Origin of the sequence: Flavonifractor sp. HCP28S3_F3, from assembly GCF_052065355.1 — a bacterium.
In the GTDB taxonomy this organism is placed as follows: domain Bacteria; phylum Bacillota; class Clostridia; order Oscillospirales; family Oscillospiraceae; genus Flavonifractor.
This window is the reverse complement of sequence record NZ_JBQHUF010000001.1, coordinates 415,067-440,105: the sequence shown is the minus strand read 5'-3', so window position 1 is coordinate 440,105 and position 25,039 is coordinate 415,067. Positions and strand designations below refer to the sequence as shown.

Here is a 25,039-nt window from a genome sequence, read left to right as displayed (position 1 = left end):
ATACGTCCTCTCTTATCCCTGGGTTTGGACCCGGCAGGATATCTCACCGTCTGTTACCCGTAAGGAGAGCTCATCGCCTGGGCCGACGTCCTTTACAGAGCGTACGATTCCCCCGTCCACCTGCCGGGCGATGGCGTAACCACGGCCCAACACCTTCAGCGGACTGAGGGCGTCCAGACTGGCAGCCAGTCGAGCAAACCGCTCCCGTTCCCTACCCGCGGCAGCGGACAGCCCCTGAGCCAACCGCTGACAGTAGTAATCCAGCTGCTGCTGGCGATCTTCCACGTAGCTCATGGGATCCTGGAGCATCCGGCACCGGCTTATCTGCTCCAGCTGCTTCCCGGCTCGCTCCAGCTTCCGGCTCATGGCCTGTTCCAATCGGCTTTCCATATAAGATAACCGGGCCAGGATTTCATTCTGGTCGGGCACAGCCCGCTCCGCAGCATTAGAGGGTGTAGATGCCCGTACATCTGCCACAAAATCGGCTATGGTCACATCAGGCTCATGTCCTACCGCTGAGATCACAGGAATCGCCGAAGCGTAGATGGCGCGGGCCACCGGTTCTTCATTGAACGCCCACAGATCCTCCATAGAGCCGCCGCCTCGGCCGGTAATGATCAGGTCCGCAGCCTGGTGGCGGTTGGCCCAGGCAAGCGCGGCACAAATCTCTCCCGCAGCCTCAGCCCCTTGGACCCTGACCGGCAGCACCAGCACCTCCGCCAGCGGCCAGCGTGCCCCTAGGATGCGGATCATGTCCCGCACCGCATCTCCCTCAGGGGACGTGATCAGGGCGATTCGGCTGGGATACCTGGGAAGAGGCCGCTTATGGGCGGGATCAAACAAGCCCTCCCGATACAGTTTTTCCTTCAACTGCTCAAAGGCCAGATGGAGATCACCTACGCCCTCCGGAATCACGGACGAGCAGTAGAGCTGATATTGACCATCCCGCGGGAAGAGCGACACGCGCCCGAAAGCGACGACCTTCATGCCGTTCTGGGGGCGGAATCGCAGACTCATGGCCTCCCTACGGTACATCACACATCGAATGACCCCTCCGGGATCCTTAAGGGAAAAATAGTGGTGGCCAGAAGAATGCGCCTTGTAATTAGAGAGCTCGCCCCGCACATAGAGAGCCGCCAGAGGCCGGTCGCGCTCCAGCAGTTCCTTGATATGCTGATTGACCTGTGAAACAGAGTAAACAGGTGCCTGATTCATGCCTCCAGCTCCCTTTCCCGCAGCCGATGGGCCAGGATTGCCACGCCCATAGCGTTATCCGTTGCATAACGGGGCTGGGCAAACACCGCCCCACAGCTCTCCGTCAGGACCGTCCGCAGGCGACGGTTGGATGCCACACCGCCGGAACACAGTACCGGCAGGCCAGGATACTGGCCCAATGCGGCCAACGTGGTCCGTCGAACTACATCTGCCACGGTCTCCAGTACGAACCCACAGATTCGGCTGGGTTCTTCACCCCGCTCCGCCATAGCCCGCATTTTGTTCTCCATGCCGGACAAAGAAAACGTAAGGTCATTTAACTTTACAGAAAATTTCTGATCCGTTTGGCCCTCTGCCAGAGCATCCACCGCCTTGCCTGCAGGGAAATCCAACCCCAGCAGTACACCGGTGCGGTCAATCAGCTGCCCGGCAGAAATATCGCTGGTACCGCCAATCCGACGGGCACGAACATTGACGCCTTCCGGCTCCACGTACAAAAGCTCCGTAGTACCGCCGGACAGGTGCCAAGCCAGCATGGGCCGATCCATCAGCTCCAGATGCCCGGCCGACCAGGCCGCAGCTGCCACATGTCCCTGCTGGTGAGAGACCTGATAGCAGGGCACATTCAGCGTGAGTGCCAAAGCATGTCCCAAGCTGTCACCTGCCAGAAAACAGGGCATATAGGAGCCTTCTACCTCTCGCGGCCGGCTTGAAACGCCCACAACAGAGAGCCCCTCCAGCCATCCTTCCTCTTTCAGCTCCTGAAACCTCTGCGGCAGGGCCTTTACATGCTGAAACAGGGCGTCACTCTGCCGCAGTCCCAACTCTCCGGGGCGGACAGTCAGCAAACGGCCAGCATTATAGCCTTCTGAACCGTCAAATACAGCGGCGGAAGTGGTGTAGTTACTGGTGTCGATGCCCAGTGCGCGCATGCTTACTCTTCCTCCGATGCGTTTCCGGTGCTCAGTCCCACAGGATCAGGCGGATTCTCTCCCCGAACAAAGGAACCCAAGATGCCGTTCACAAAGGAGACAACCTCCGGCTCCTCGTAGTGCTTTACCAGTTCCACTGCTTCATTGATGGCTGCCGCATTGGGGATATCCTGCATATACAGGACCTCATACATGGCCACCCGCATAATGGCAATGGCTACACGATTCATGCGGGAAAATTTCCAGCCAATCGCATATTTGGAAATATACTCATCCAGCTCCGGCGTATGGTCATAGACGCCCTTGACCAGTTTGGAGATATATTCCCGCTGAGCCTCATTCGGATACTCGGAATAGAGTGGCTCCTCCTCTCCGATATCGGCAAAGGTCTTACGGCTGAGTGCTTCGGAGAGAAGCTCCTCCGCCGTCTGGTCGGTAAATCCCAACTCAAACACAAAGTGGACCGCGATCTCGCGGGCTGCTGTTCTGGTCATTGCAGTTCCTCCAAACGGGCATGTCCCCATATGATATTCATAGACAGTCCCATTATACAACAAGACTGTATAAAAAGAAAGGAGCAAATTCCCCATGAAAAGCAATATCCGGCAAAAAAGGACGCCCGGATGGGCGTCCTTTTTCATTATGCTCCATTCAGCTGCTCCTGCAGCCGTTCGGGGAAATCACTTGCTGGCTTCACGCTCAAAGGAAACGCCTGCCACATGGACGTTGACGCACTCCACCGTCAGCCCGCTGGTATTCTCAATGGCGTGGTAAACCGCGTTCTGCACCTCTTTTGCCACATCGATAATCGTGTAGCCATACTTAATGAGGACAGACAGATCCACCCGGATACTCTCATCCTCCACCGCAATGTGGATCCCCTTGGACAGGTTCTTCTTGCCGCCCAGCAGCTCGGCGATATCGTTGCCCAGATTAGCGGAGAGGCTCCCAACACCCTCCACCTCCATGGCGGCGGCGGCGGCGATCACCGCCAAAACGTCTTCGGATATATGGATGTTCCCCAGCTCGTCGGGCCGAGAAATGTACTCTTTCCCATCTGCCATGCCAGACACCCTCCTTTTGTGTACTATGAAAACATTGTACCACAAAACAGAGAAATTACAACTGATTTTTGCCGCCGTCTTTCGGTGTCAGGCCCGGCACCGATACGGGTCAGTCTTCCGCCGGAATAATCTTTACCTGGCTGGCTTCGCAGCCTGTCTCGTCGGTGACGATTTCCATGATCTTGGCCACGTCCGCGTCAGTCAGCTCAGAGCCGCCGGTGGATACTACCACGCTGACACTGTTATCGCTGATAAAGGCGATGCAGTCGGCGTAACCCTTGGCAGTCACCAGGTTCTCGATCTGAGCTTCCGCCACGGTATAGTCTGCCAAAGACTGGATGGCCATAGCAGTCTCTTCCTTCATGGCGGCGTCAGCATTTTCGTCCGCCGCAGCGTCCTGCAAAATAGTCAGGGCGCTGTCTCTGGCCTCCTGCCGGTTGAGCCGGGCAGAGGCAAAATATCCGCTGCTGGAGGAGGTATCCCCAGCGGTGGGCTGGTTCGTCTCGGTGACCGCCGGAGAGGCAGTACTGCTGAGCAGCGGATCGGAGGTCTGGCCGGACACCAGGGCTGCCTGACCCAGGGTCTTTCCGGCGTCTGCCGTTTCGTTGCCCTGATAGGTCCAGTTGAGATAAACCGCTGCGCAAACAAAGAGCACAATAGCTGCCACTACGGCATTGCGTTTCCATACTTTCATCTTGGTTTCCTCACTTTCCTTTACATACTGAGATCTTATCCGCGCCCAAACCCGTCAGAGCGGACACCGCCTCCACCAGCCGCAGCCGAACCTCCGGGTTGGCTCCTCCTGAGCATACCACAAGGGCCCCCTGATATTGGGGCGAAAGCTGTTGTATCACGATGGCATCTTCCACTCCCGACCCCTGAGAGACGATCACGGAAGACAGGGTGGATTCCGTACCCTGCTCGCTGATGGAGGTATCAGAATCCTGCGCCAGGACCTTCTGGGGACCGCTTTTTAACGTCAAGATCACATCTGCCTCTCCCACCCCCTGGATCTGTGACAGAGCCTCTTCCAACCGCTGTTCCAGGTCGGCCACAGAGTCTGCTGTCTCCCCCGCCTGTCCGGTCTGGCTCTCTGCCGTGCTCTCCTTCGTCTCATCTTTTTCCCACAGAGGAGGAAGAAGCAGCAGAACAGCCCCTACCAGGATCACCAGCAGCACGTATTTGTATCGCTGAAACAAAACGTCCAGGCGCTTTTTCCACTGTAAAAGATCTGTTTTTTTCATTCCTCGCCACCGCTTTCGTAATACTGCCGCTCCGACGGAATGGCAAAATCGGCCTCGATCTCCCGGGCCAGCTTGGCCTGCTCCTCCGCCGTCAGCGTACCGAAGACTGTAACATACTCCGGCACTGGCCAGTCGCCCTCCTCTCCCGCCTCTACGGCTACCTGGCAGTCAATGCCCATGCTTTCCGCCTTGTCCTGTATATATGCGCCGGAGCGTTCCTCTATGATGCCTTTCATCAACTCCCGATCCTCCTGCTGCAGCTCCTGGCTGTAATCGTCCAGAGAAAGCTTGTATTCTGTCAGTGCCTGGGTCAGCGCACCCTCATCCAGCGAGAGCAGCGGTCCCAGCATGGCAATCAACAGGACCAGGCCGCCGGTCAGACGCCCGATCTTTCGGATTGTCCCCGATGGGGTAAGGCTCTCCGCCATGGCGATTACCAGTGCCGCACATGAGATCCCCAGCAGCCACTGTCGTATCACATCCAGCATGTCTTATCCTCCTGTGGCGGCCGTCACCGCAGAAACCATGGATATCAATAGCAGTAAAGCGCAAGCACCTGTCATCCCGAGCACCAGTCCAAACGCCCCGCCGATCTGGTCGATAAGGCCGGCTACCCGGCCGCTGGACACCGTAGCACTCAAAGCCGCGGTCAGCTTGTAGACCAGGTAGTGGATCCCAAGCTGAAGGAATGGAGCCACACACATTCCCAGCACTACCAGCATACCGAACACGCCTACCGCGTTTTTCAGGATGCCGGCGCTGGCCAGTACGGTCTCCGCCGCATCAGACAGAATGCCTCCCACCACAGGTACCATGCTGGACATGGTGAATTTGGCCGCCTTGACGGTAGCAGCATCCGCTGTACCGGCGATGGCACCGCTGATAGTCAAGTAGCTGACAAACATAATCAAAATGGCGCTGAGTACCACCGTCACTACCCATTTGATGGTACCGGCCACCCGCTTCAGCCCCTCGTTTCCCACAGCGGTATAAGCCACGCAGGCTGCGATATAGAGATAGAGCAATGGGAGCAGCAGGCTGGTGATAACCGTCATCAGCACATCAGAAAAGAGCATGGTGGCCAGCTGACGGGCAGCCGCGCTGCTGGGCGTTCCTGCCGCGGCAGCAGCTGCGGTGACCGCCGGCAGCAGCAGCTTGGAGAAGGACTCCATGTTCTCCAGTGCCTCCCGCCCCATCCCAATTAGAGAATTGGCGTCGGCCACAGCTACAGCGGCCACAGCCATAGCCCCCACCATGGAGACTAAATCCGGTCCATCTCCGCCGCCCACGCCGCTGTACAGTCCCTCCGCCAGGCCGCACAAAAGCACTACGGCCAACAGCAGGACCCCGCTGCGCAGGGCCTTCCGCAGTATGCCGGACACCTGCCCGCTGCCTGTATCCAGAATGGCCTGGATTCCGTCCTCCAGATCCATTCCCTCCTCCAGATCGACCCCAGGCACCCACTCCTCCCCTGCAGCCTGGATCCCGTCCAGGTCCAGAGCTTCCGACTGGGCCGCCGGAATGTCTCGTTCTGCGGCGCAGGCCGTGCCAGACAGCACTGCCAGCATACACAGCAGCATCAGCAGCCGTTTTCCCATGTTTCCATCCGCTCCCTTACACATCCGAGCCCGGCTCACAGCAGCTCCGCGATGGTCTCCAGTACCGCCCGCATCAGCGGCAGAGCCACATAGAGGGCCATCACTGCCCCCGCTGTCTCCACAAAGGCCGCAATCCCGCTCTCCTTGGCGTCCCGGCATACCTCTGCCGAGATCCGGGTAAGCACCGCGATACCTACGGTTTTCAGCACCGGGTCCAACACCGCCGGCGAAAGACCCGCCCGGTCACCCAGGTCCTCCATCAGTGCCCGGATAGCCTCCAGGGCACCCATAGCCTGTGCCAGGATCAGGGCACCCGCCGCCAGGGAGAGCACCAAGCCAACCTCTTTAGCGTTCTGCCGGACCACCAGGGCGCACAAAGCCGCTGCTACAGCCAGGGCCGCCATTTTTCCCACCACTTCCATGGCGGTCACAATCCAAACAGATCTTTCACCAGCTCGAACAGCTCACTGATCTGCTGCACCACCATCATCAGCACCACTACCAGTCCTGCCAGGGTAGTCATGGTGGCCTGCTCGTCCCGTCCCGAGCGGGTAAGCACCTGATTGAGTACTGAGATCAGGATGCCGATGGCTGCGATTTTAAAGATTAAATCTACATTCATACTTCCCTACTCCCTACATCAGAAGAATGACCAGAAGGGCCCCTGTAGTCAGGCCCAGCACCTGATCCATCCGCCCTTTTCGTTCCTGTTCCCGCTCTGCCTCCTCTGCCGCGGCGGTCAGTTCCCCGCAGGTCTGCCTCAGGGCTCCCCGCAGGCCATCTCCGTCGTACCGGCCAAGCACCTCGCCCAGCTCTTCCAGGACACGCTGTCCCCGGCTATCCAGATCCAAAGTTGCCTCTGTTAAAGCCTGCCGCCAGATCTGGGACAGGGAACGCTGACCCAAATCGTCCATGTCGCGGGCACAGCAGGCGAAGAGCGCGCCTACCGGTCCACTGTATTCCTGGGACAGGCGGACGAAAAGCTCCGGAAGAGGGGTCAGTCGGAAGGATACCTCCCGCTCCATCTGCTCCAGAGCGGCAGCCAGTTCCCGCAGCAGCCTGGGTCTGCGGGCCAAACGACTGGCGGCGTGAAAGCCGATCACGGTAGGTCCCGCCGCCAGCAGGACCGCCCCGGCTAACCTCAGCACAGCTCTGTCACCTGATAGTCCCGGCCCCGTTCTGTCCTCCGGATAACCACCAGGCGGCGGAAAATCCGCCGGTCCAGCAGGTCACGGTACAGCGGTCTGGTCTTCAGGTCCTCCAAATCCACCCCGTGTGCCGAGCAGAGCAGGGCCACACCGCAGTTGGCGGCTACCTCCAGTGCCCGACAGTCCTCCGGAGCCGTAATCTCATCCGCCGCCAGCACCTGAGGGTTCATCCCCCTCAGCAGCATCAGCAGCCCCTTCTCCTTGGGACAGGCATCCATCACATCGGTGCGGCTCCCCACATCGAACTGAGCCTCTCCCTCCCGCATGGCCGCCAACTCTCCCCGCTCGTCCGCCACCCCAACCCGGAGGGCAGGGCAGCCGTCACCGTCGGAGATGCGGCGGATGAGATCCCGCAGCAAGGTAGTCTTGCCAACGCCGGGAGGCGAGACTACCAGGGTGCTCTGGAATCGTCTCTCCTGCCACAGCTTGTCCAGCACCGGCCGAGCCGCCCCCGGTACCTCACGGGCCACACGGATAGCCAGGGAGGAAATGCTTCTCAAATTCCGTATCTGTCCATTTTCTATCACTCCGCTGCCGCAAATGCCGATGCGGTGCCCGCCCCGGACGGTAAAAAAGCCGCTGCTGATCTGAGCCTGGGCGGTGTGGATGGAGGCCCTAGTGGCAATCTCCAATACCAGCTCCAGGTCTGACGGCGTCACCGCTGGCGCACCTGGTATGTACTCCTCTCCGTGAGGGAATACCGCCGCCATGGGCCTGCCCGCCCGCAGGCGCAGTTCTTCCGCTCTGGCCTGCCGGGGCTCGTCCAATCGCCGGGCACTCTCCCGCAGGAGAGGCGGCAGCAGCGCTGTCACCTCCAGCCAGCGGGCGGCTGGATCATATCCTGTCATGGTCGCGTCACATCCTTCTTTCGTGTCTGACCCATCCTATGAGAGCCCGTCCCTCTTTATGCCTGAGCAGAAAAAAAGAGCGGACCCATTTCCATGGGTCCGCTCTGCGGCCAGATATCATTTCTTCTTTTCCTGTTTGACCAGCACTTCTGCCAGGTCTTTCCGAGCCTTCAAAGAGTCAATCAGTTCCGACGCATCCGCCGGGTCCCCGCCTTTGGGAAGGGCGTATTCCTCGGTGCGGGCAAAATCCCGCTCCAGCCGCTTCTTCTGCTGATCCAACCACTTGCCGCCCTCGCCCTCCTGATAGACAAGAGCTACCAGCCGGGGATGGGCCTTCATCTGATTCACCCACAGCTTAGCCGGATCGTGTTTCCGGGTCAGCAGAATGACCAGCAGGACAATGGCCACCGCAGCGGTGGCAAATCCCAGTGCCTGAGATACCCGGATGGGGGTATTCAGGAAATACAGGCTGTCGGTACGCAGGCCCTCGATAAAGCCCCGGCCCACGCCGTACCAGGCCAGGTAGCCTAAAAAGATCTGCCCGTCAAATTTCCTGTGTTTTTTCCCTACCCGGATCAGCAGGAGCAGGCCCACCAGGTTCCAGAGGGACTCGTACAGAAAGGTGGGATGGACCTCCATATACTGCCGGGTACCGTCCACATACTGATAGATCCCCATGCGCCAGGGCAGGTCAGTAGGACCGCCGTGGGCCTCGATATTGACAAAGTTGCCCCAGCGGCCCACCATCTGACCAATGAGCATACCGTAGGAGCCCAGGTCCGCAAAGGCAAGGAATTTGATCTTCCGCACCTTGCAGAACACCAGCAGGGTGATGATGGCCATAATAACCCCGCCATAAATGGCAAGGCCGCCGTCCCAGATCCGTACCATGGCCCCAAAGTCCCAAGAACCGTCAGCACAGCGGTAGAGCTCAGGATAGAATACGATGTAATATACCCGCGCCCCGATGATGGACAGAGGCACGGCAAAAAAGAGCATGTCGATGATATCATCCTGTCGGATGCCGAACCTGGGAGCCTGGCGGGAGCAGTACATCACCGCCAGCAAAAAGCCGGCGGCGATGATAATGCCATACCAGTAGACGGGCCAGCTTCCCACATGGAAGGCAACCCGGTTCAGCTGAAATTCCAGCCCCAGGCCGGGAAAGGAAACGGTTCCCATCATTTTGCCTCCCCCGGCCGGACCACGGCCAGACCGCACCGCTGAGGCGTCACCCAAGTGCGGATGCATGCCTCTACATCGGACAGGGAGATGGCGTCAAACAGCTCCGGGAAGCGGAAATACTCCACGCCGGCAAAGTGGGACTGGGCCAGTTCGATGCACACATTTTCAAAGGAGTTGAGGGAACGCACCTTGGCACCATAGACACCCTTTTTCACACGGCTGAACAGAGCGGGATCTACGCCCTCCCGGGCCAGTCGCTCCCCTTCCGCCAGCACGGCGTCCCGCACTTTCCGGGGATCCTTGCTCTCACCGCCAGCCGCCATCAGGGCGCAGCCGGGATAGAGCTCAAAGCCGTAGCCGAAATTCTTATTGATGAGACCTTCATTGTACAGCTTGGCATACAGGGGGCTGGAGTTGCCCAGCAGCACCTCGCAGGCCAGTTCACCGGTCAGGGTGCGGCGCAGCCACTCCTCCCCGCGCTTGGCAGGGTCGGCCTTAAAGCCCAGCTGGAAGATGGGAGTGGACACCTCCATGGTCAGTTCCTTTTCCCCGCAGGCAGCCTGGAGGTCCTCCTCCCCGCCGTAATCCCGGTCAATGGGCAGGCCGGGCTCCTTGGGCAGGATCTCCCGGGCAATGGCACACACCTGGGCCGGGTCCACATCTCCCGCCACGGTGAGCACCATGTTGGCCGGGGTGTAGAAGGCCTTGTGGCAGGAATAAAGAGTTCCGGCGGTGATCTTGGCGATAGACGCCTGGGTACCGGCAATGGGCACACGGATGGGGTGGTGGTCATAGAGGCACTCCATGAGGGCATAAAACACCTGGTTGTCCGGGTCGTCCTCCACCATGCGGATCTCCTGACCGATGATGCCCTGCTCCTTGTCCACGCTCTCCTGGGTGAAGTAAGGGATGGAGACAAAAGAAAGCAGGATCTTCAGATTATCAAAGAACTTCTCCGTGCTCTCAAAGAAATAGCCAGTGATGGCCGAGCTGGTGAAGGCGTTGGGTGATGCGCCGTTAGCCGCCAGGTCCTGGAGGGCGTTGCCGTCCTCGGTGTCGAACATTTTATGCTCCAGGAAGTGGGCCACACCGGCAGGTGTGTTCTTCCACTCTCCATCCAGCCGGAAACGCATATCCATGCCGCCGTAATTGGTGGCAAAAAAGGCGTAGCTCTTCTGAAAGTCCCGGCGGCGATCCACATAGACATGGAGCCCGTTTTCCAGGATTTCATGGAACACGGTCTCCCCCAGACGGGGGTACTGCTTGCTTACCATAGGCTCAATCCCTGCCTTTCAGGAAATAGACGGTATCCAGGATCAGATCCTGGGCGGCCGCCACCGCTTCTTCCCGGGTCACCTGTTCTACCCGGGCGGCCAGCTGGTCAGGGCCCTCCGACAGCCCGGCCGCAGCCTGACCCAGCCAATAGTCCTCCAGACGGCTCTGGGCGTCCAGGGTGGTCAGCAGAGTGCTTACCACCGAGCGGCGGGCCCATTCCATCTCGTCATCACTGAAGTCGCCAGTCTGACATTTGTAGAGCTGGGACAGGATCTCGCCCTCTGCCTGACCCACCTTGTCAAACTCCACCCCGGAGGAAACCAACATCACGTCCTTGTACTTCATCAGGCCAGAACTGGCATAGTAGCACAGGGACAGTTTCTCCCGTACATTCATGAACAGCTTGGAGGTAGTGGTCCCACCGTAGATGGCGTTTACCAGAGTCAGGGCAGGGTACTGCTCGTCCCAAGCATCGGCGTTGGTGCGGAAGCCCATAGCCAGCTTGCCCTGGGTCACATCCAGAGACTCCTCTACCCGGCGAGGATGCTTGGGAGCCTTCTTTTTGGCCGGACGCACCACGGCCATCCGCTCCCCACCCTCGGGCAGGCCGTTCACGATAGGTGCAAAGGCAGCCTGCACCCGCTCAGGGTCAGCAGAACCACAGTAGTAGAGCTCCACCCGTGCGGTGCGCAGCAGCTTCTGGTACTGCTCCCAGAGTGCCTTGGCATCGATAGCCTGAGCGTTGGCCTCGCTGCCCAGCCGGTCCACACCGAAGGGCTCATCCCCGCACATCTCAGCCACCACCCGGATCTGGGCGTACTGGCGCTTATCGTTGACCTGGGCCCGGATGCGGTCGATCAGGTTGTCCTTTTCCTGGCGGGTATAGTCCGGGCAGAAAGCACCATCCTGGGTGTAGGGCTTCAGGAGTACCTCTGCCATCAGCTCTGCCGCAGGCTCCAATACCTTCTCCCCTTCCAGGGCGTAGGCGTCATCCAGGAAGCTGCCGGCAAAGCCCACACACTGGGTCTCGCCTTTTTTGCGGACCAGAGGCTCCAGAGAACCACCGTACAGCTCGTCTAAAGCCGCGGAGAGGGATTCCATATCTGGATGCTCTACCGTGCCGCGCCGGAGCACCATGGGCACCAGCGCATTGCGTGAGGCATCCTCTTCCGACAGCGGGGTCAAAAAGCGCACGGCCAGCGTGCTGGATTTAAACTTCTTCGTCTGCACCGCCGTCAGCTGGACGCCGGGGCGCAGCGTGATCTGTGTGACCTTCATGAATTCAGATCCATCCTTTCTTCCTGCCAACATAGCCTGTCACATTTGGACACAGCTATGCACATGATTGCAATATCCTTTACAGTTGACTTCGGTCCCGCAGCCAACTGGGCAGAGAGCGCATTTTGATACTTGATACAATGCCCATGGCGGCAAACATCGTAACGATAGAAGAACCGCCATAGCTGATAAAAGGCAAGGTAAGTCCTACCACTGGGAAGATATACAGGCACATACCGACATTGACCCCTACCTGGGCCATAAGCATGCCGGCGTATCCCATAGCGATGAAAGCGCTCTGGGACGAGCAGGCCCGGCGGGCCACCCAGATGCACCGCAGGATAATGAGCGCCAGCAAAAACAGCAGCAGGCAGCAGCCCACCAGTCCAAACTCCTCTCCACAGACGGCGAAGATCTCGTCGGTGTGGCGAGCGGGGAGGCTGGATTCCGACTTGCTTTGGGTTTGGATTCCCTGCAGATACCCCATACCGGTGAGCCCACCGCTGCCGATAGCCAAAATACTGCGTGTCTGCTGCCAGCCAGCTTCCTGAGTCTGCTCGTACACAGTATTAGGATTGCCCGTGATATGATCAATGACCACAGTAAAACGCTTGGCAAAATATTTGTCACTGATATGGGGCCATATCAGAATTACTGCTGCCGCACAAAGTACGATACCAATCAGAAACCAGCGCTTCTTCACGCCGCCGGCCCAGGCCATCACCGCAAAGATCAGCAGATAGGTCAGGCCCATACCGAAATCTCCTGAGGTCACTGCAATCAGTGCGAACATAAACAGGGTATGGCCCGCGATCTGGAAAACGGAATCAGGGCGGCTGATCCCCTTTTCCTTCAGCCGGTTCATCTGCCAGGCCAACAGCAGCACAAAGGTAAGCTTCGCCAGCTCCGCAGGCTGGAGATTTACCGGAAAGCCGGGAATATCCAGCCAGCTGTTGTTGCCCGTCTCCTCCGCGCCGGTGCCCAGAGGGGTAAACAGCAGCAGATTGATACCCAGGGAAAAAAGGAACAGCAGCTTCCAGGATTTTTCGGTAAACAGCTCAATGTCCACCGAAGACATAAGAATATAAACCAGCACACCCAATATGATGGCCACCGACTGTACCAGCATGCAGCGCAGGCCGGCGGAAGGCTCCATCCAGCGGGTGGCGCTGTAAATCAGAACCAGGCCAAACCCACTGGCAGCCAGGCAAAAAGCCAGCAACAGCCGGTCGCCCCGGTCCAAAAAAGCCCGTATGGAGTCAATAAACCAGGACAAGGCCCCGCCCCCCTTCTTTGGAAATCAACTTAGTTTACCATCTTTTTTGCGTTTGGTAAACGGCTGTGTTATAATAATTAAGCGATTCTTTACATTTGAGGTGCTGTATGGAAGTTATCTCCAATTCTCCGACGGAGACCGAACAGTTGGGCGCAGACCTTGCGGCCCAACTTTCTCCCGGCGATATCATAGCATTTACCGGTGATCTGGGGGCGGGCAAAACCGCCTTCACTCGTGGATTGGCCAGGGGGTTGGGTGTTCAGGAGCGGGTCACCAGTCCCACATTTACCATCGTCAATGAATATGAGGGCGGACGCCTGCCTCTCTTCCACTTCGACATGTACCGCCTGGGCTCCTCCGATGAACTGTTTGACATCGGCTGGGAGGACTATCTGGCCCGAGGCGGCGTGTGCGCTGTGGAGTGGAGTGAAATCATAGACGACGCGCTGGAGGGGCATGTAATCCGGGTGGATATCCGCCGGGGCGCAGATGACAACCAGCGGCTCATTACCATTACAGGAGGTCCTGACGCATGAAAATCCTGGCTCTGGAATCCTCTGCCGTTGCCTGCTCTGCGGCGTTGTGTGAGGATGAAAAGCTGATCGCTCAGTCTTTTCAGAATAACGCCCTCACTCATTCCGTTACACTGATGCCCATGACCACCTCCCTGCTCTCCAACTGCGGCATGACTTTGGAAGATGTGGATGTGATCGCTGTGGCCGCCGGGCCGGGATCTTTTACCGGCCTGCGCATTGGTGTCGCCGCAGCCAAGGGTCTGGCCTGGCCGGGTCAAAAACCCTGCGCGGCCTGCTCCACCCTGGAGTCCATGGCCTGGACACTGGCTCATACCGGTCTGGAGATCTGCGCTGTCATGGATGCCAGGCGGCATCAGGTCTATAATGCCCGCTTCGCCAGTGATGGTACGCGGCTGGTCCGGCTGTGCCCCGACCGTGCCATTGCTCTGGAGGATTTGGCCGCCGAATTAAAAAACAGCGGAAATCCGCAAATTCTGGTTGGAGACGGCGCGGTTTTATGCTATACTACCCTCAAGGAACTGGGGCTGGACGTCCGGCTGGCGCCCCCCCACCTGCAATTCCAGAGTGCGTGGGGCGTGGCTCGGTGTGCTCTGGAGTTGGCCCGGCGTGGGGAACTGACCGATGCCTCGGGCCTGGCGCCCAACTATCACCGGCTCTCCCAGGCTGAACGGGAGCGGCTGGCAAAAGAACAAAACAAAGGGGAATAGCGTCATGGATATGGAAAAAGTACACATTCTGGATCATCCGCTGCTGCAGCACAAGCTGACCATCCTCCGGGATGAGACTACCGGAGTCAAGGACTTCCGTCAGGTGGTCTCTGAGATTGCCACCCTCATGTGCTATGAGGCTACCCGGGATCTGCCCATGGAGGAAGTGGAGATCAAGACCCCCATCACTACCGCCAAATTCAAGACCATCGCTGGCAAGAAGCTGGCCATCGTCCCCGTCCTGCGGGCTGGTCTCGGTATGGTGGACGGCATCCTGACTCTGATTCCCTCCGCTAAGGTGGGCCATATCGGTCTGTATCGGGATCCTGACACTCTGGAGCCGGTAGAGTACTACTGCAAGATGCCCACCGATATCGCTGACCGTGATGTCATCATTCTGGATCCCATGCTGGCCACTGGCGGCTCTGCCTCCGCTGCCATTCAATTCATCAAAAACTACGAGGTCAAGCACATCAAGCTGATGAACATCATCGCCGCGCCCGAAGGCATCCAGCGCGTGCAGCACGATCATCCCGACGTGGACATCTACTGTGCCGCTCTGGATGAAAAGCTCAACGACCACGGCTATATCGTCCCCGGCCTGGGCGATGCTGGCGACCGCATTTTCGGCACTAAGTAAGGACTGATGCAACGGCGGACCTCCCAGTCGGGAGGTCCGCTTTTTATCTATCTTCTGAAGAAAGGGACAGGCAAGATGATAAAAATACTTTTCGTGTGCCACGGCAATATCTGCCGAAGCCCCATGGCTGAGTTTGTGATGAAGGATCTGGTGCGCAAAGCGGGACGCGAGTCAGAATTTGAGATCGCCTCTGCCGCTACCAGCAGCGAGGAGATCGGCAATCCCGTTTACCCTCCCGCCCGGCGAAAACTGGCCCAGCACGGTATCGCTTGTTCTGGCAAAACCGCCCGTCAGTTAACGAAGCATGATTATGAATACTGGGATCTGCTGATTGGCATGGACCAGGCAAATCTGCGAAACATGCGCCGCCTCTTTCCTGATGATCCCGGCCGGAAACTTCACCTACTGCTGGACTATACCGATCGTCCTGGTGAAGTGGCCGACCCGTGGTATACCGGCGATTTTGAAGCTACCTGGACGGACGTGCTGGAAGGCTGTCAGGGACTGCTCCGCCAGTTGTAACATCAAAAAGACCGTTCCCATCAGAGGAACGGTCTTTCTTTTATCTGTTCTTCTCCCGTTCGTAGATGATACGCAGGCCGTCCAAGACCAGCTGCGGATCCACCACATCGATCAGGTCTGTATTGTCCGCCACCATCCGGGCCAGGCCACCGGTAGCGATTACCTTAATATCTCCCCCGCCCATCTCTTCCTTGGCCTGACGGATCAGGTACTCCATAGCACCGATGTAGCCCATCACTGCCCCGGCCTGGATCTGACCCACGGCAGTAGTGCTCAGTACCGTATCCGGTTTTACCAGCTCCACCCGAGGCAGCAAGGCGGTCTTCTGGAACAGGCCGTCGATGGACACCCGCACACCGGCGGTAATGCAGCCACCCAGATACACACCTTCGGCGCTCACTGCATCAAGCGTAGTAGCCGTACCAAAGTCCAGCACAATCAGAGGTGCACCGTATTTCTCAATGGCGGCGATATCAGCCACCGCCCGGTCGGGACCTAACCGCTCGTCACTGTCACAGGGAATATAGGGCAGCCTGGGATCCAAGTCCTCGTCAATGACCAGAGGTACCTTGCCCAGATATTTCTTTACCGCGTTGGACAGGGTGTGCATCACCTGGGGTACCACAGAGCCGATCACAACATCCTCCAGCTGATCCAGCTCCACGCCGAACCGCTGGAAATACTGATACATCAGCAGCCCCACTTCATCAGAAGTACGATTGGCATCTGTCATCAGTCGGAAGCTGCCCTTCAGCTCCTTCCCCTCATAGATACCCAGGACCATATTGGTATTACCCACATCGATAGCAAGCAGCATTACGCTTCCCCCTTTTTCTTATGCGTCGCTCAAATAGCATACTGCACCGTCCTCTACCAGAATAGCCACAGCATAGGTGGGACGGGCCAGACTGCCGATACTGCCCGGGTTCACCACCCATAACCCATTTTGGAACTCACAAAAGGCCTCATGGGTATGGCCGAAAAACAACAGCCCCGCGCCAGCCTCTCGTGCCGCACGTATGGCAGCCCAAGCCCCCATTTTTACCTGGTAGATATGACCGTGGGTCATCAGCAGTTTACAGCCTTCCAGGGTGAAGATCCGCTGGTCTGGAAGGTCTGGCCGGTATCCGTCGCAGTTGCCCGGCACAAAAGTCACCGGAATCTCCGGAAACTTTTCCTGCAGAGACTGAGCATCTCGCACCAAATCACCCAGATGCAGAATGCGATCCGGCCGCTCAAGCCGCACCGCATCTTCCATATTGGCCACATTTCCGTGAGAGTCGGAAAAAATCAGCAGTTTCATTCGATCACCTTTCGCCTGAGGCACATATAATGACTTGAGACCCACTATAAATAACTGAGATGGAGCTGATGGTATGAGTATCCCACAGTCTAATCTGGACGAACTGATGAAAAATCCCAAAGCTGCCGGTCTGCTGAAAAACAAAGCTCTTCTGCAAACGATTCTAAACGCACCCGACACCCAGCGTCTGATTCAACTGCTGGACCAGAAGGCAGGCGGAGATTTGAAACAGGCTGCCAGCTCCGCTGCCAAAGGCGACACGCAGGCCCTGACCGGCCTTGTCCGACAGGTTATGGGAAGCCAGGAAGGTGCCAAGCTGATTCATCAGCTCAATCAAAAACTCGAACAAAGTAAATCATAACATAAGCTGCCGCTTTCACCGTCAGGGGGGGATCGTATGGCAGAGCTGGAAGAAAAACTGAACGCCATATTGAACGATCCTCAGGCAATGGGGCAGATCCTCACTGTGGCAAAGGCACTTTCTGGTCAGGACGAGGAGAATGGAGCTTCCATTGAGACGGACGCCCCTGCCGATAGCAGTTCTGATCCGCTTTCTGCTTTGGGACAATTGGATCCAAAGCTGGTGCAGCTTGGCATGCGGCTGCTGTCGGATTATTCCATGGGTGACGACCGAAAAACCGCTTTGCTGGAAGCACTCAAGCCCTTTCTGCGCCCTGAGCGGCAAGCTAAGGTGGATCAGGCCGTCAGGATCGCCAGACTGACCAAAGTGATCCGCACTGCCTTCCAGTTCTTCAGGGAGCAGAGAGAGGAGGCGGAAGATGTATAACCGTTACATTCCCAACGGCACTGCCTATACCCGTATTACTGAGCCAGAGCCGACGCCTCCTCCCCCTCCCCGGCGGGACAAAAAAGAGGACCGGAGGTCTGGGCTGCTCTCCGGTCTTCTCAAATCTCTCAAGCTGGAATCCCTTGATACCGGAGACGCACTGCTGCTGCTCATCCTGCTGCTGCTCTTCCTGGATGGTGATGACATGGAATTAGTCATTGCGCTGGGGCTCATCCTACTGCTGGGGCTGGGTGAGGATTGATTTATCTGGTTACTGTATGCAGTACTGTCCCATCAGGCAGTGTGAAAGAACTGTCAGAGGGCGCGGGCCGTTCCAGCGCGGTGGCAGTCATGCGGTAAACCACCTGACCGTCCTTTAGCTGCTCCGCCTTTGCCAGCAGCCCGCTGTCATCATCTACCCAATAGCGCGCCACATGTCCCTGATCATCAGCCACAGTTTCTACATAGATGCAGCCCAAACCATCCAGTTCCTGATACTCTGCAGCAGCGATAGAGTCAGGATCCAACTCCAAAACCGTCTCATAAGTTGGGATGCGCTGTCCTTCCAGGTCCGCTGAAGAACCGTCAGCCGGCCCATTCAGGATCTCCTGATCGTTACCATACCAGATCCAGAATTGATCATCCCCAACAATGGAATGGCGGACTGTCCCGCCGGGCCAGACAGCGTCGGTCCGGGTCCATCCCGCGTCTACCCAAACCTGGGCCTGGGTAACACCCTGATTGGCATCCCCTTCGCCCCAAATATCCTGGATCGTAACTGTTCGGCCGTAGCTCTCCGGCCGCTTCAGCGTAGCTATGACGTTCTGAACAGTCTGGGGAGTCACTTCTACCCGGACCAGATCCCCATCTTCTTCGCCGCCGGGAGAGGCGGAGGGCTCGGCCGTAGGCAGTTCGATCCTGGCCGTATCCGGAGCAAAAATGCCCAGGCCAAAACTAGAGAGAATTGCCACAGCAATGATGACAGCGATGAGGGTCACGATAATATTCCGTTTGCGTCGTTCCATCTCGCGCCCCTCCTCTCTCCCAGAGTCTTGCCCGGTTTATACGCCAAATGCCGCCGGAGCCTGGTCCCGCAGGCCAAACTTCCACTCGATGGCATCCACGATTCTGGCACAGGCATGACCGTCGCCATAGGGATTGACCGCATGGGCCATGGCGTGATAGGCAGTCTCGTTGGTCAGCAGTTCAGCGGCCATACGGTAGATGGTCTCCTCCTCCGTACCGGCGATCTTGACGGTTCCTGCCGCCACCGCTTCCGGCCGCTCGGTCTCGCGCCGCAGGACAAGCACCGGACGTCCCAGGGCCGGCGCCTCCTCCTGAAGACCACCGGAGTCGGTCATCACCAGGTAGGACCGTGCCATCAGGTTATGCATCTCCTCCACATCCAGCGGGTCAATGAGATGGATGCGGTCGTGGCCGGAAAGGTACTTCCCTGCTGCCTCCCGCACCACGGGAGACAGGTGGACGGGATAAACCAGCTCCACATCCGAAAAGGCATCTGCCACCCGACGCAGGGCGGTCATGATATTGGTCATGGGCTGTCCATAGTTTTCCCGCCGGTGGCAGGTCACCAGAATGATCTTTTTCCCCTGATAGTCCAATCCATTCAGGAGTTCATTTGCAAAGCGATAGTCCTTTACAACCGTTGTCTTCAAAGCGTCGATCACGGTGTTTCCGGTAATAAACACACCCTCACGGATGTCCTCCCGGGCCAGGTTCTCCCGATTGGCCGCAGTGGGGCAGAAATGCAGGTCAGCGATGTCGCCTACCAGCTTCCGGTTCATCTCCTCCGGGAAGGGAGAATACTTGTCCCAGGTACGCAGGCCGGCCTCCACATGACCCACCATGATCTGATGGTAGAAAGAAGCCAGAGCACCGGCAAAGGTAGTGGAGGTATCGCCGTGGACCAGCACCAGGTCGGGCTTTGCCTGTTCCAGTACCCCTTCCATCCCCAGCAGGCATTTTGTGGTGATGGTAGACAGGGTCTGGCGGGGCTCCATAATGTTCAGGTCATAGTCCGGCTTCAGATGAAAGATGTCCAGCACGGAATCCAGCATCTGACGGTGCTGGGCGGTAACGCAGCAGATAGACTGAATCCCCGGCCGACTCTGCAGCTCCTTGACCAGAGGCGCCATCTTAATGGCCTCCGGACGGGTACCGAAAATCGTCATAACACGAACAGGCTTCATTTTTCTTCCTCCTCTCCCTGCTCACCGGACTGAGCCTCTTTCTCTCGCTCCTTCCGGTTGTTGCTCAGGAAGATATGTCCGGCGATGGCACCGGCGAAGCACAGGGCCATCATCAGCAGCATGGCCTTCACCGGGCCGCTGGTGGTAAGCACCACGGCGGACAGGCCCAGAATAGCGCTGATCAGATACAGCACCGCCACCGCCTGCTTCTGGTTCAGGCCCATGTCGATGAGCCGGTGGTGCACGTGGCTCCGATCGGCATGCATGGGGCTCTGACCATGGGCGATGCGGCGGATAAAGGCAAAGCAGGTGTCAAAAATGGGCAGGCCCAGCATAAGGAAGGGCACCGCGAAGGAAATGATGGTATACAGCTTGAACAAGCCCTGGATGGATACCACCGCCAGGATAAAACCCAGGAAGGTGGAGCCGGTATCCCCCATAAAAATCTTGGCTGGATTCATATTGTAGGGCAGAAAGCCAAGGCAGCCGCCAGTAAGGGCTGCCATCAGAATGGCAACCGGACCGTCACTGATAGCCAGAGAAATGACCAGCAGGGTCATGGAGCTGATGGCGGACACACCGCAGGCCAGGCCATCCAGTCCGTCAATCAGGTTTACCGCATTGGTGATAGCCACGATCCACAGCACGGTAAAGGGAATCGACAGAACACCCAGGTCCCAGTACAGGTCCTGAGAAAATACGTTAGGATTGGACAAGGTATCAATTACGTTGCCCGACAGCACGGCTACCAGGGCGGCTCCGATCTGAATCAGAAACTTCAGCTTGGCTCCCAGGCTGTAGATATCGTCAAAAATACCCAGGATCACGATAATAACCGCACCCAGCAGCATGCCGCGCATCTGATCGGTCAGATCCATAAAAACCAGTACGCTGAGCAGAAACCCCAGGAAAATGGCCAGGCCGCCCATTCGGGGAATGGGATGGTCATGCATACGCCGGTTATCCTTCGGTACGTCCACTGCTCCCATTCTGAATGCCAGATTCCTGACCACCGGCGTGGTAATAAGGGCTACCACAAAAGCCACTACCAAGGCGGCAGCTACGATGCCGATGAGGGGTAGATTCAAATTCATCGCCATAGGAAAGATGCTCCTTTATGTCAACGGGCCAGGAAGCCCACCTTTTTGTATACCTTTCGGAGGGTCTTCTCAGCCACGTAGGAGGCCCGCTCTGCGCCAGCGCGATATACGCTCTCCAGGTAGGCCTTGTCGGCCAGCAGGCGCTGGGTCTCTTCCCGGATGGGCCGGAGCAACTCCACCACAGCCTCGCCCACCACAGGCTTGAAGGCACCGTATCCTTTGCCCTCGAACTCCTGCTCGATCTCTTCATAGCTCTTGCCGGTGATGGCGGAGTAAATGTTCATCAAGTTGGACACGCCGGGCTTCTGCTCCCGGTCGAACCGGACACACCGCTCCGTATCACTGTCGGTAATGGCCCGCTTGAACTTGCGCATGATATCCTCGGGCTTCTCCATGAGGAACACACAGCCCTCGGGGATGGATTTGCTCATTTTCGTATCCGGCTGATTCAGGCTCATTACCCGGGCTCCCGCCTTGGGGATGTAGGGCTGAGGCACCTTGAACACCTCGCCATAGGCATGGTTGAAGCGGTTGGCAATGTCCCGGCAGATCTCCACATGCTGCTTCTGATCCTCACCCACCGGCACGAAATCAGGCTGATAAAGTAGGATGTCCGCCGCCATCAGGCAGGGGTAGGTAAACAGGCCGGCGTTGATGTTGTCGGCGTGCTTAGCGGACTTGTCCTTGAACTGAGTCATACGGGAGAGCTCACCGAACATGGTGTAGCAGTCCAGTACCCAGCCCAGTTCGGCGTGCTGATGCACATGGGACTGAACAAAAATCGTGTTCTTCTCCGGATCCAGACCGCAGGCGATGTAGGTTGCGATTTGGGTCAGGGTACGGCGGCGCAGCTCTGCAGGGTCTTGCCGGACGGTGATGGTATGCAGATCCGCCATAAACCAGTAGCAGTCAAACTGATCGGACAGCTCCGCCCAGTTCTTGATGGCACCCAGATAGTTGCCCAAATGGAGGTCTCCGCTGGGCTGGATTCCGGAGAGAAGGACCTTCTTCTCATTTTCCATAGTAAAACACACCTCTTACGCGTGATTTTTGCTGTTCAGGCATAATGCCCCATATTGAGTTATCATATCATATCCAAGAGGCCTTGACAATCCTAAGAAGAAAAAATAGAATAAGGTGACAAACATCGCAAATACTGCGAAAAGGAGTTTTTCCAATGGAACTGAACTGGTTTGAGGAGATGGAGGCCCGCATCCCCAAGGATGGCGTCCGCACCCGTTTTGCCCCCTCTCCCACAGGCTACATGCATGTGGGTAACCTGCGCACCGCTCTGTACACCTGGCTCATTGCCCGCCACAATGGCGGTAAATTCATCCTGCGCATTGAGGATACCGATCAGGGCCGCCTGGTGGAGGGCGCTACCGAGGTCATCTACAATACCCTGCGCAAGTGCGGTCTGACCTGGGATGAAGGTCCTGACCTGGGCGGACCGGTGGGCCCCTATATTCAGACCCAGCGGCGGGACCTTTATGGCAAGTACGCCCAGCTGCTGGTGGAAAAGGGACATGCCTACTACTGCTTCTGCGAAAAGACTGAGTCCGAGGAGGATTCCGGCGACTTTGATCGGGCTGCCGACCCCTGCCGGGACATGAGTTTGGAAGAGGCCAAGGCCAGAGTTGCCGCAGGCGACCCTTATGTAATCCGGCAGAAGATCCCCGCTGAGGGCTCCACCACCTTCTCCGACGCTGTATTCGGCGACATCACCGTAGAGAACAAGACCCTGGATGACCAGGTACTCATCAAGCGGGACGGTCTGCCCACCTACAACTTTGCCAACGTCATCGACGACCATCTGATGGGCATCACCCACGTGGTGCGGGGCAGCGAGTACCTGTCCTCCGCGCCTAAGTACAACCTGCTGTACCAGGGCTTCGGCTGGGACGTGCCCACCTATATCCACTGCTCCCCCGTCATGCGGGATCAGCACAACAAGATGAGCAAGCGTAAGGGTGACCCCTCCTATGAGGACCTGATCGCCATGGGCTACCTGTCCGAGGCTGTTGTAAACTATGTCACCCTGCTGGGTTGGTCTCCGCGGGGCGAGTACGCCGAGCGTGAGTTCTTCACCCTGAACGAGCTGGCGGAGATTTTCGATATCGGCGGCATCTCCAAATCCCCTGCTATCTTTGATATTGAAAAGCTGAAATACTTTAATGCCAATTACCTCCGGGCGCTCTCCCCTGAGGCCTTCTATGAAGGCGCGGAGCCCTACCTGAAGGAGGCCATTAAGACCCCCGGCATCGACCTGAAGCTGATCGCTCCCTTGGTGCAGCCCCGTTGTGACACCTGGCTGGATATTGCACCTCAGGTAGACTTCTTTGACGCTCTTCCGGAGTACTCCAACGAGCTGTACTGCCACAAGAAGATGAAGACCAACGAAGAGAATTCCAAGGAGGCTCTGGAGCAGGTGTTGCCGGTGCTGGAGAGCCTGAATGACTGGACCTATGACGCCATTCACGACGCGCTCATCGGCCTGGCGGAAAAGCTGGAGCTGAAAAACGGCCGCATCATGTGGCCGGTGCGCACCGCCCTGTCCGGCAAGGCGGTCACCCCCGGCGGCGCAGTGGAACTGGCCCACATTCTGGGCAAGGAGGAAACCCTCCGCCGCATCCATCTGGGCATTGCTCAGCTGGCAAAATAAGTGTGGCATACAACGCCCCCTTTTACGCAACCTAGCGGTAAAAGGGGGCGTTTTTCATGGAGAAAAAGCAGATCAAGCGCTTAAGCATTATATTTCTGGCAGCGGCTTTTGCCATTACAATCGGCTTTGCAGTGCAGGGACATGTCCAGGCCGCCCGATACCGCCGGCTGCTGGATAACAGCTACAGGCACGCTTTTGCGGAGCTGGCCACGGCCGCGGGCGAGCTGGACGTGTCACTCCAGAAAGCAGCCTATGCCACCTCTCCTGCCCTGTTTTCCGTGCTGTGCGCCCAGACTTATGCTAAGGCTATGGCAGCCCAATCCGCGCTGGGAGAGCTTCCCTACGGCAATGTGGAACTGGAACAAACGGCCTCCTTCCTGGCCAAAACCGGGGATTACGCTCTGGCCTTGGCGGGAGCAGTGGAGAGCGGTCAGGTCTGTACCCAGGAGCATCGTGATACGCTCCAGTCCCTCTCTCAGTCTGCTGCCCAGATCTCTGAGATCCTTCAGGGCATTCAGGAGGACCTGACTGCAGGTACGCTGGAGCCGGAAAGTCTGGAGCAAGTTCAGGAGCGACTGACCGCCGCAGGCCAGGAAGGAGAGCAAGTGGAAAGTGGTTCTACTTTTCAGACTGCCGAGGCGGATTTTCCCGAGGTGCCCTCTCTGATCTATGACGGCCCCTTCTCTGAGCACCTGTCCAACCGCTCCCCCAGGATGCTGGAAGGGCTGCCCCAGGTAGACGAACAGACCGCCAAAGAAGCAGCTGCCGCCTTTCTGGAGCTGCGCAGTGATATTTTCACCCTTACCTCTTCCGGAGAGGGCGCCCTGCCCACCTATGGCTTCACTGCCATGGTGGACGGCGGCCAGCTCTATATCGAGGTAACCAAGCAAGGCGGCCAGATCCTTCAGCTGCTCAGCTCCCGGCCGGTGGGCGAACAGGCTATTTCCAGGCGGGAAGGGTATGACTGTGCGGCTGAGTTCTTGTCCAGCCGCGGATTCCAGGATATGTATCCCAGCTATGCCATTGATCAGAACGGCCTGCTCACTATCCATTTTGCCTCCCGGCAGGATAACGTCTACTGCTATCCCGATCTGGTGAAGGTTCAGGTTGCCCTGGATACCGGGGATGTAGTAGGCTTTGAGGCCCATGGTTATCTGATGAATCACGGTGCCCGGGAGCTCTCTGCCCCTGCAGTATCCTCTGAACAGGCCGCGGAACAGGTGCCGGACAGCCTCGAGGTTCTGAGCACGCAGCTGGCCGTCATCCCTACCGGCGGCGAATATGAGGTGCTCTGCCATGAGTTCAAATGTCAAAGCAGCAACGGCAGTCACGTGTTGATCTATGTTAATGCCCAGACCGGAAATCAAGAACGTATCCTACTGCTCTTGGAGGACGAGTCAGGGACACTGGTCATATGAATTCAAAAAGAAGACCTGCCGCTTTGAGCGG

At 57.8% G+C, this 25,039-nt stretch carries 31 protein-coding genes; 9 read left to right on the top strand and 22 right to left on the bottom strand.

What is annotated here, in order from left to right; genetic code table 11:
• Nucleotides 1-12 precede the first annotated feature (12 nt).
• From xseA to ACTNB1_RS02150, 16 genes are all read right to left on the bottom strand, one after another.
• Nucleotides 13-1,215: an exodeoxyribonuclease VII large subunit gene (gene xseA, locus ACTNB1_RS02225; RefSeq protein ID WP_441167641.1), complete on the bottom strand. Its 1,203-nt coding sequence runs from the start codon at nucleotides 1,213-1,215 to the stop codon at nucleotides 13-15.
• Nucleotides 1,212-2,147 (bottom strand): DNA-binding protein, encoded by a 936-nt coding sequence (locus ACTNB1_RS02220; RefSeq protein WP_441167640.1) that lies wholly within the window; start codon nucleotides 2,145-2,147, stop codon nucleotides 1,212-1,214. The genes xseA and ACTNB1_RS02220 overlap by 4 nt, the downstream gene beginning before the upstream one ends.
• 2 nt (nucleotides 2,148-2,149) lie before the next feature.
• On the bottom strand, nucleotides 2,150-2,641 hold the full coding sequence (nusB, locus tag ACTNB1_RS02215; protein WP_441167639.1) for a transcription antitermination factor NusB: 492 nt from the start codon (nucleotides 2,639-2,641) through the stop codon (nucleotides 2,150-2,152).
• A 186-nt stretch (nucleotides 2,642-2,827) separates the two neighbouring features.
• Nucleotides 2,828-3,211, bottom strand: coding sequence for an Asp23/Gls24 family envelope stress response protein (locus tag ACTNB1_RS02210; protein ID WP_441167638.1), 384 nt, complete (start codon nucleotides 3,209-3,211; stop codon nucleotides 2,828-2,830).
• Between the two features lie 109 nt (nucleotides 3,212-3,320).
• The gene (locus tag ACTNB1_RS02205; protein ID WP_441167637.1) at nucleotides 3,321-3,905 is read right to left on the bottom strand and encodes a SpoIIIAH-like family protein; all 585 of its coding nucleotides are present in this window, start codon (nucleotides 3,903-3,905) and stop codon (nucleotides 3,321-3,323) included.
• A 10-nt stretch (nucleotides 3,906-3,915) separates the two neighbouring features.
• On the bottom strand, nucleotides 3,916-4,455 hold the full coding sequence (locus ACTNB1_RS02200) for a stage III sporulation protein AG (protein WP_441167636.1): 540 nt from the start codon (nucleotides 4,453-4,455) through the stop codon (nucleotides 3,916-3,918).
• Nucleotides 4,452-4,943, bottom strand: a complete 492-nt coding sequence (locus ACTNB1_RS02195) for a stage III sporulation protein AF (RefSeq protein ID WP_441167635.1) — start codon at nucleotides 4,941-4,943, stop codon at nucleotides 4,452-4,454. The genes ACTNB1_RS02200 and ACTNB1_RS02195 overlap by 4 nt, the downstream gene beginning before the upstream one ends.
• Nucleotides 4,944-4,946: 3 nt before the next feature.
• Nucleotides 4,947-6,053 (bottom strand): stage III sporulation protein AE, encoded by a 1,107-nt coding sequence (locus ACTNB1_RS02190; RefSeq protein WP_441167634.1) that lies wholly within the window; start codon nucleotides 6,051-6,053, stop codon nucleotides 4,947-4,949.
• Nucleotides 6,054-6,088: 35 nt separating this feature from the next.
• Entirely contained in the window at nucleotides 6,089-6,475 is a 387-nt protein-coding gene (locus tag ACTNB1_RS02185) for a SpoIIIAC/SpoIIIAD family protein (protein WP_441167738.1), read from the bottom strand.
• A 5-nt stretch (nucleotides 6,476-6,480) separates the two neighbouring features.
• Nucleotides 6,481-6,675, bottom strand: coding sequence for a stage III sporulation protein AC (gene spoIIIAC / locus ACTNB1_RS02180; RefSeq protein WP_130868194.1), 195 nt, complete (start codon nucleotides 6,673-6,675; stop codon nucleotides 6,481-6,483).
• A gap of 13 nt (nucleotides 6,676-6,688) precedes the next feature.
• Complete coding sequence (locus ACTNB1_RS02175) at nucleotides 6,689-7,201, bottom strand: stage III sporulation protein AB (protein WP_441167633.1); 513 nt, start codon at nucleotides 7,199-7,201, stop codon at nucleotides 6,689-6,691.
• Entirely contained in the window at nucleotides 7,195-8,109 is a 915-nt protein-coding gene (locus ACTNB1_RS02170; protein WP_441167632.1) for a stage III sporulation protein AB, read from the bottom strand. Before ACTNB1_RS02170 ends, ACTNB1_RS02175 begins: the two co-directional genes overlap by 7 nt.
• Before the next feature lie 117 nt (nucleotides 8,110-8,226).
• On the bottom strand, nucleotides 8,227-9,291 hold the full coding sequence (lgt, locus tag ACTNB1_RS02165; protein ID WP_441167631.1) for a prolipoprotein diacylglyceryl transferase: 1,065 nt from the start codon (nucleotides 9,289-9,291) through the stop codon (nucleotides 8,227-8,229).
• Complete coding sequence (gene yfmH / locus ACTNB1_RS02160; protein ID WP_441167630.1) at nucleotides 9,291-10,568, bottom strand: EF-P 5-aminopentanol modification-associated protein YfmH; 1,278 nt, start codon at nucleotides 10,566-10,568, stop codon at nucleotides 9,291-9,293. The genes lgt and yfmH overlap by 1 nt, the downstream gene beginning before the upstream one ends.
• Before the next feature lie 4 nt (nucleotides 10,569-10,572).
• Nucleotides 10,573-11,847: an EF-P 5-aminopentanol modification-associated protein YfmF gene (gene yfmF, locus ACTNB1_RS02155; RefSeq protein ID WP_441167629.1), complete on the bottom strand. Its 1,275-nt coding sequence runs from the start codon at nucleotides 11,845-11,847 to the stop codon at nucleotides 10,573-10,575.
• A gap of 79 nt (nucleotides 11,848-11,926) precedes the next feature.
• Nucleotides 11,927-13,123 carry an FtsW/RodA/SpoVE family cell cycle protein gene (locus ACTNB1_RS02150; protein ID WP_441167628.1) on the bottom strand — a complete coding sequence of 399 codons (1,197 nt, stop codon included), beginning with the start codon at nucleotides 13,121-13,123 and terminating at the stop codon, nucleotides 11,927-11,929.
• A gap of 107 nt (nucleotides 13,124-13,230) precedes the next feature.
• Here ACTNB1_RS02150 and tsaE point away from each other — a divergent pair, with 107 nt between their 5' ends.
• The 4 genes from tsaE (at nucleotide 13,231) to ACTNB1_RS02130 (ending at nucleotide 15,528) form a co-directional block, all read left to right on the top strand.
• On the top strand, nucleotides 13,231-13,659 hold the full coding sequence (gene tsaE, locus ACTNB1_RS02145; protein WP_441167627.1) for a tRNA (adenosine(37)-N6)-threonylcarbamoyltransferase complex ATPase subunit type 1 TsaE: 429 nt from the start codon (nucleotides 13,231-13,233) through the stop codon (nucleotides 13,657-13,659).
• On the top strand, nucleotides 13,656-14,366 hold the full coding sequence (tsaB, locus tag ACTNB1_RS02140) for a tRNA (adenosine(37)-N6)-threonylcarbamoyltransferase complex dimerization subunit type 1 TsaB (protein ID WP_441167626.1): 711 nt from the start codon (nucleotides 13,656-13,658) through the stop codon (nucleotides 14,364-14,366). The genes tsaE and tsaB overlap by 4 nt, the downstream gene beginning before the upstream one ends.
• 10 nt (nucleotides 14,367-14,376) lie before the next feature.
• On the top strand, nucleotides 14,377-15,006 hold the full coding sequence (gene upp, locus ACTNB1_RS02135; RefSeq protein ID WP_441167737.1) for a uracil phosphoribosyltransferase: 630 nt from the start codon (nucleotides 14,377-14,379) through the stop codon (nucleotides 15,004-15,006).
• 75 nt (nucleotides 15,007-15,081) lie between these two features.
• On the top strand, nucleotides 15,082-15,528 hold the full coding sequence (locus tag ACTNB1_RS02130) for a low molecular weight protein-tyrosine-phosphatase (protein WP_441167625.1): 447 nt from the start codon (nucleotides 15,082-15,084) through the stop codon (nucleotides 15,526-15,528).
• A gap of 40 nt (nucleotides 15,529-15,568) precedes the next feature.
• On the opposite strand, the gene ACTNB1_RS02125 is transcribed toward ACTNB1_RS02130, so the two are convergent.
• Both ACTNB1_RS02125 and ACTNB1_RS02120 read right to left on the bottom strand, forming a co-directional pair.
• Nucleotides 15,569-16,345: a type III pantothenate kinase gene (locus ACTNB1_RS02125; RefSeq protein ID WP_441167624.1), complete on the bottom strand. Its 777-nt coding sequence runs from the start codon at nucleotides 16,343-16,345 to the stop codon at nucleotides 15,569-15,571.
• A gap of 18 nt (nucleotides 16,346-16,363) precedes the next feature.
• On the bottom strand, nucleotides 16,364-16,831 hold the full coding sequence (locus ACTNB1_RS02120) for a metallophosphoesterase (protein ID WP_441167623.1): 468 nt from the start codon (nucleotides 16,829-16,831) through the stop codon (nucleotides 16,364-16,366).
• A gap of 73 nt (nucleotides 16,832-16,904) precedes the next feature.
• On the opposite strand from ACTNB1_RS02120, the gene ACTNB1_RS02115 reads away from it, so the two are divergent.
• From ACTNB1_RS02115 to ACTNB1_RS02105, 3 genes are read left to right on the top strand one after another with little or no spacing between them, the layout of a single operon-like run.
• Nucleotides 16,905-17,192: a hypothetical protein gene (locus ACTNB1_RS02115; protein WP_441167622.1), complete on the top strand. Its 288-nt coding sequence runs from the start codon at nucleotides 16,905-16,907 to the stop codon at nucleotides 17,190-17,192.
• Between the two features lie 36 nt (nucleotides 17,193-17,228).
• Complete coding sequence (locus ACTNB1_RS02110) at nucleotides 17,229-17,618, top strand: hypothetical protein (protein WP_441167621.1); 390 nt, start codon at nucleotides 17,229-17,231, stop codon at nucleotides 17,616-17,618.
• Entirely contained in the window at nucleotides 17,611-17,880 is a 270-nt protein-coding gene (locus ACTNB1_RS02105) for a hypothetical protein (protein WP_441167620.1), read from the top strand. The genes ACTNB1_RS02110 and ACTNB1_RS02105 overlap by 8 nt, the downstream gene beginning before the upstream one ends.
• Nucleotide 17,881: 1 nt before the next feature.
• Here the strand turns inward: ACTNB1_RS02105 and ACTNB1_RS02100 are convergent, their stop codons facing one another.
• The 4 genes from ACTNB1_RS02100 to trpS are packed head-to-tail and all read right to left on the bottom strand — an operon-like array spanning nucleotide 17,882 to nucleotide 21,950.
• Nucleotides 17,882-18,643 carry a hypothetical protein gene (locus ACTNB1_RS02100; RefSeq protein ID WP_441167619.1) on the bottom strand — a complete coding sequence of 254 codons (762 nt, stop codon included), beginning with the start codon at nucleotides 18,641-18,643 and terminating at the stop codon, nucleotides 17,882-17,884.
• Nucleotides 18,644-18,679: 36 nt separating this feature from the next.
• A complete protein-coding gene (gene wecB / locus ACTNB1_RS02095; protein WP_441167618.1) occupies nucleotides 18,680-19,828 on the bottom strand; it encodes a non-hydrolyzing UDP-N-acetylglucosamine 2-epimerase in 1,149 nt (382 codons plus the stop codon).
• Nucleotides 19,825-20,928, bottom strand: a complete 1,104-nt coding sequence (locus tag ACTNB1_RS02090; RefSeq protein ID WP_441167617.1) for an MraY family glycosyltransferase — start codon at nucleotides 20,926-20,928, stop codon at nucleotides 19,825-19,827. Before ACTNB1_RS02090 ends, wecB begins: the two co-directional genes overlap by 4 nt.
• A 20-nt stretch (nucleotides 20,929-20,948) precedes the next feature.
• On the bottom strand, nucleotides 20,949-21,950 hold the full coding sequence (trpS, locus tag ACTNB1_RS02085) for a tryptophan--tRNA ligase (RefSeq protein WP_441167616.1): 1,002 nt from the start codon (nucleotides 21,948-21,950) through the stop codon (nucleotides 20,949-20,951).
• Nucleotides 21,951-22,105: 155 nt separating this feature from the next.
• Between trpS and gltX the strand changes: the two genes are divergently transcribed.
• Together gltX and ypeB are read left to right on the top strand one after the other, a co-directional pair.
• Nucleotides 22,106-23,590, top strand: a complete 1,485-nt coding sequence (gene gltX, locus ACTNB1_RS02080; RefSeq protein WP_441167615.1) for a glutamate--tRNA ligase — start codon at nucleotides 22,106-22,108, stop codon at nucleotides 23,588-23,590.
• Between the two features lie 56 nt (nucleotides 23,591-23,646).
• Nucleotides 23,647-25,008 carry a germination protein YpeB gene (gene ypeB / locus ACTNB1_RS02075; RefSeq protein WP_441167614.1) on the top strand — a complete coding sequence of 454 codons (1,362 nt, stop codon included), beginning with the start codon at nucleotides 23,647-23,649 and terminating at the stop codon, nucleotides 25,006-25,008.
• Nucleotides 25,009-25,039: the final 31 nt, after the last annotated feature.

Bases quoted from the DNA above. Each gene is read 5' to 3' on its own strand.
- ACTNB1_RS02105 (WP_441167620.1), top strand. From the start codon at position 17,611: ATGTATAACCGTTACATTCCCAACGGCACTGCCTATACCCGTATTACT.
- gltX (WP_441167615.1), top strand. From the start codon at position 22,106: ATGGAACTGAACTGGTTTGAGGAGATGGAGGCCCGCATCCCCAAGGAT.
- nusB (WP_441167639.1), bottom strand. From the start codon at position 2,641: ATGACCAGAACAGCAGCCCGCGAGATCGCGGTCCACTTTGTGTTTGAG.
- ACTNB1_RS02210 (WP_441167638.1), bottom strand. From the start codon at position 3,211: ATGGCAGATGGGAAAGAGTACATTTCTCGGCCCGACGAGCTGGGGAAC.
- ACTNB1_RS02110 (WP_441167621.1), top strand. From the start codon at position 17,229: ATGGCAGAGCTGGAAGAAAAACTGAACGCCATATTGAACGATCCTCAG.
- xseA (WP_441167641.1), bottom strand. From the start codon at position 1,215: ATGAATCAGGCACCTGTTTACTCTGTTTCACAGGTCAATCAGCATATC.
- ACTNB1_RS02170 (WP_441167632.1), bottom strand. From the start codon at position 8,109: ATGACAGGATATGATCCAGCCGCCCGCTGGCTGGAGGTGACAGCGCTG.
- tsaE (WP_441167627.1), top strand. From the start codon at position 13,231: ATGGAAGTTATCTCCAATTCTCCGACGGAGACCGAACAGTTGGGCGCA.
- ACTNB1_RS02200 (WP_441167636.1), bottom strand. From the start codon at position 4,455: ATGAAAAAAACAGATCTTTTACAGTGGAAAAAGCGCCTGGACGTTTTG.
- tsaB (WP_441167626.1), top strand. From the start codon at position 13,656: ATGAAAATCCTGGCTCTGGAATCCTCTGCCGTTGCCTGCTCTGCGGCG.
- yfmH (WP_441167630.1), bottom strand. From the start codon at position 10,568: ATGGTAAGCAAGCAGTACCCCCGTCTGGGGGAGACCGTGTTCCATGAA.
- ypeB (WP_441167614.1), top strand. From the start codon at position 23,647: ATGGAGAAAAAGCAGATCAAGCGCTTAAGCATTATATTTCTGGCAGCG.
- ACTNB1_RS02205 (WP_441167637.1), bottom strand. From the start codon at position 3,905: ATGAAAGTATGGAAACGCAATGCCGTAGTGGCAGCTATTGTGCTCTTT.
- ACTNB1_RS02195 (WP_441167635.1), bottom strand. From the start codon at position 4,943: ATGCTGGATGTGATACGACAGTGGCTGCTGGGGATCTCATGTGCGGCA.
- ACTNB1_RS02190 (WP_441167634.1), bottom strand. From the start codon at position 6,053: ATGGGAAAACGGCTGCTGATGCTGCTGTGTATGCTGGCAGTGCTGTCT.
- spoIIIAC (WP_130868194.1), bottom strand. From the start codon at position 6,675: ATGAATGTAGATTTAATCTTTAAAATCGCAGCCATCGGCATCCTGATC.
- ACTNB1_RS02130 (WP_441167625.1), top strand. From the start codon at position 15,082: ATGATAAAAATACTTTTCGTGTGCCACGGCAATATCTGCCGAAGCCCC.
- upp (WP_441167737.1), top strand. From the start codon at position 14,377: ATGGAAAAAGTACACATTCTGGATCATCCGCTGCTGCAGCACAAGCTG.
- trpS (WP_441167616.1), bottom strand. From the start codon at position 21,950: ATGGAAAATGAGAAGAAGGTCCTTCTCTCCGGAATCCAGCCCAGCGGA.
- ACTNB1_RS02100 (WP_441167619.1), bottom strand. From the start codon at position 18,643: ATGGAACGACGCAAACGGAATATTATCGTGACCCTCATCGCTGTCATC.
- ACTNB1_RS02220 (WP_441167640.1), bottom strand. From the start codon at position 2,147: ATGCGCGCACTGGGCATCGACACCAGTAACTACACCACTTCCGCCGCT.
- ACTNB1_RS02120 (WP_441167623.1), bottom strand. From the start codon at position 16,831: ATGAAACTGCTGATTTTTTCCGACTCTCACGGAAATGTGGCCAATATG.
- wecB (WP_441167618.1), bottom strand. From the start codon at position 19,828: ATGAAGCCTGTTCGTGTTATGACGATTTTCGGTACCCGTCCGGAGGCC.
- ACTNB1_RS02185 (WP_441167738.1), bottom strand. From the start codon at position 6,475: ATGGAAGTGGTGGGAAAAATGGCGGCCCTGGCTGTAGCAGCGGCTTTG.
- lgt (WP_441167631.1), bottom strand. From the start codon at position 9,291: ATGGGAACCGTTTCCTTTCCCGGCCTGGGGCTGGAATTTCAGCTGAAC.
- ACTNB1_RS02115 (WP_441167622.1), top strand. From the start codon at position 16,905: ATGAGTATCCCACAGTCTAATCTGGACGAACTGATGAAAAATCCCAAA.
- ACTNB1_RS02090 (WP_441167617.1), bottom strand. From the start codon at position 20,928: ATGGCGATGAATTTGAATCTACCCCTCATCGGCATCGTAGCTGCCGCC.
- yfmF (WP_441167629.1), bottom strand. From the start codon at position 11,847: ATGAAGGTCACACAGATCACGCTGCGCCCCGGCGTCCAGCTGACGGCG.
- ACTNB1_RS02125 (WP_441167624.1), bottom strand. From the start codon at position 16,345: ATGCTGCTTGCTATCGATGTGGGTAATACCAATATGGTCCTGGGTATC.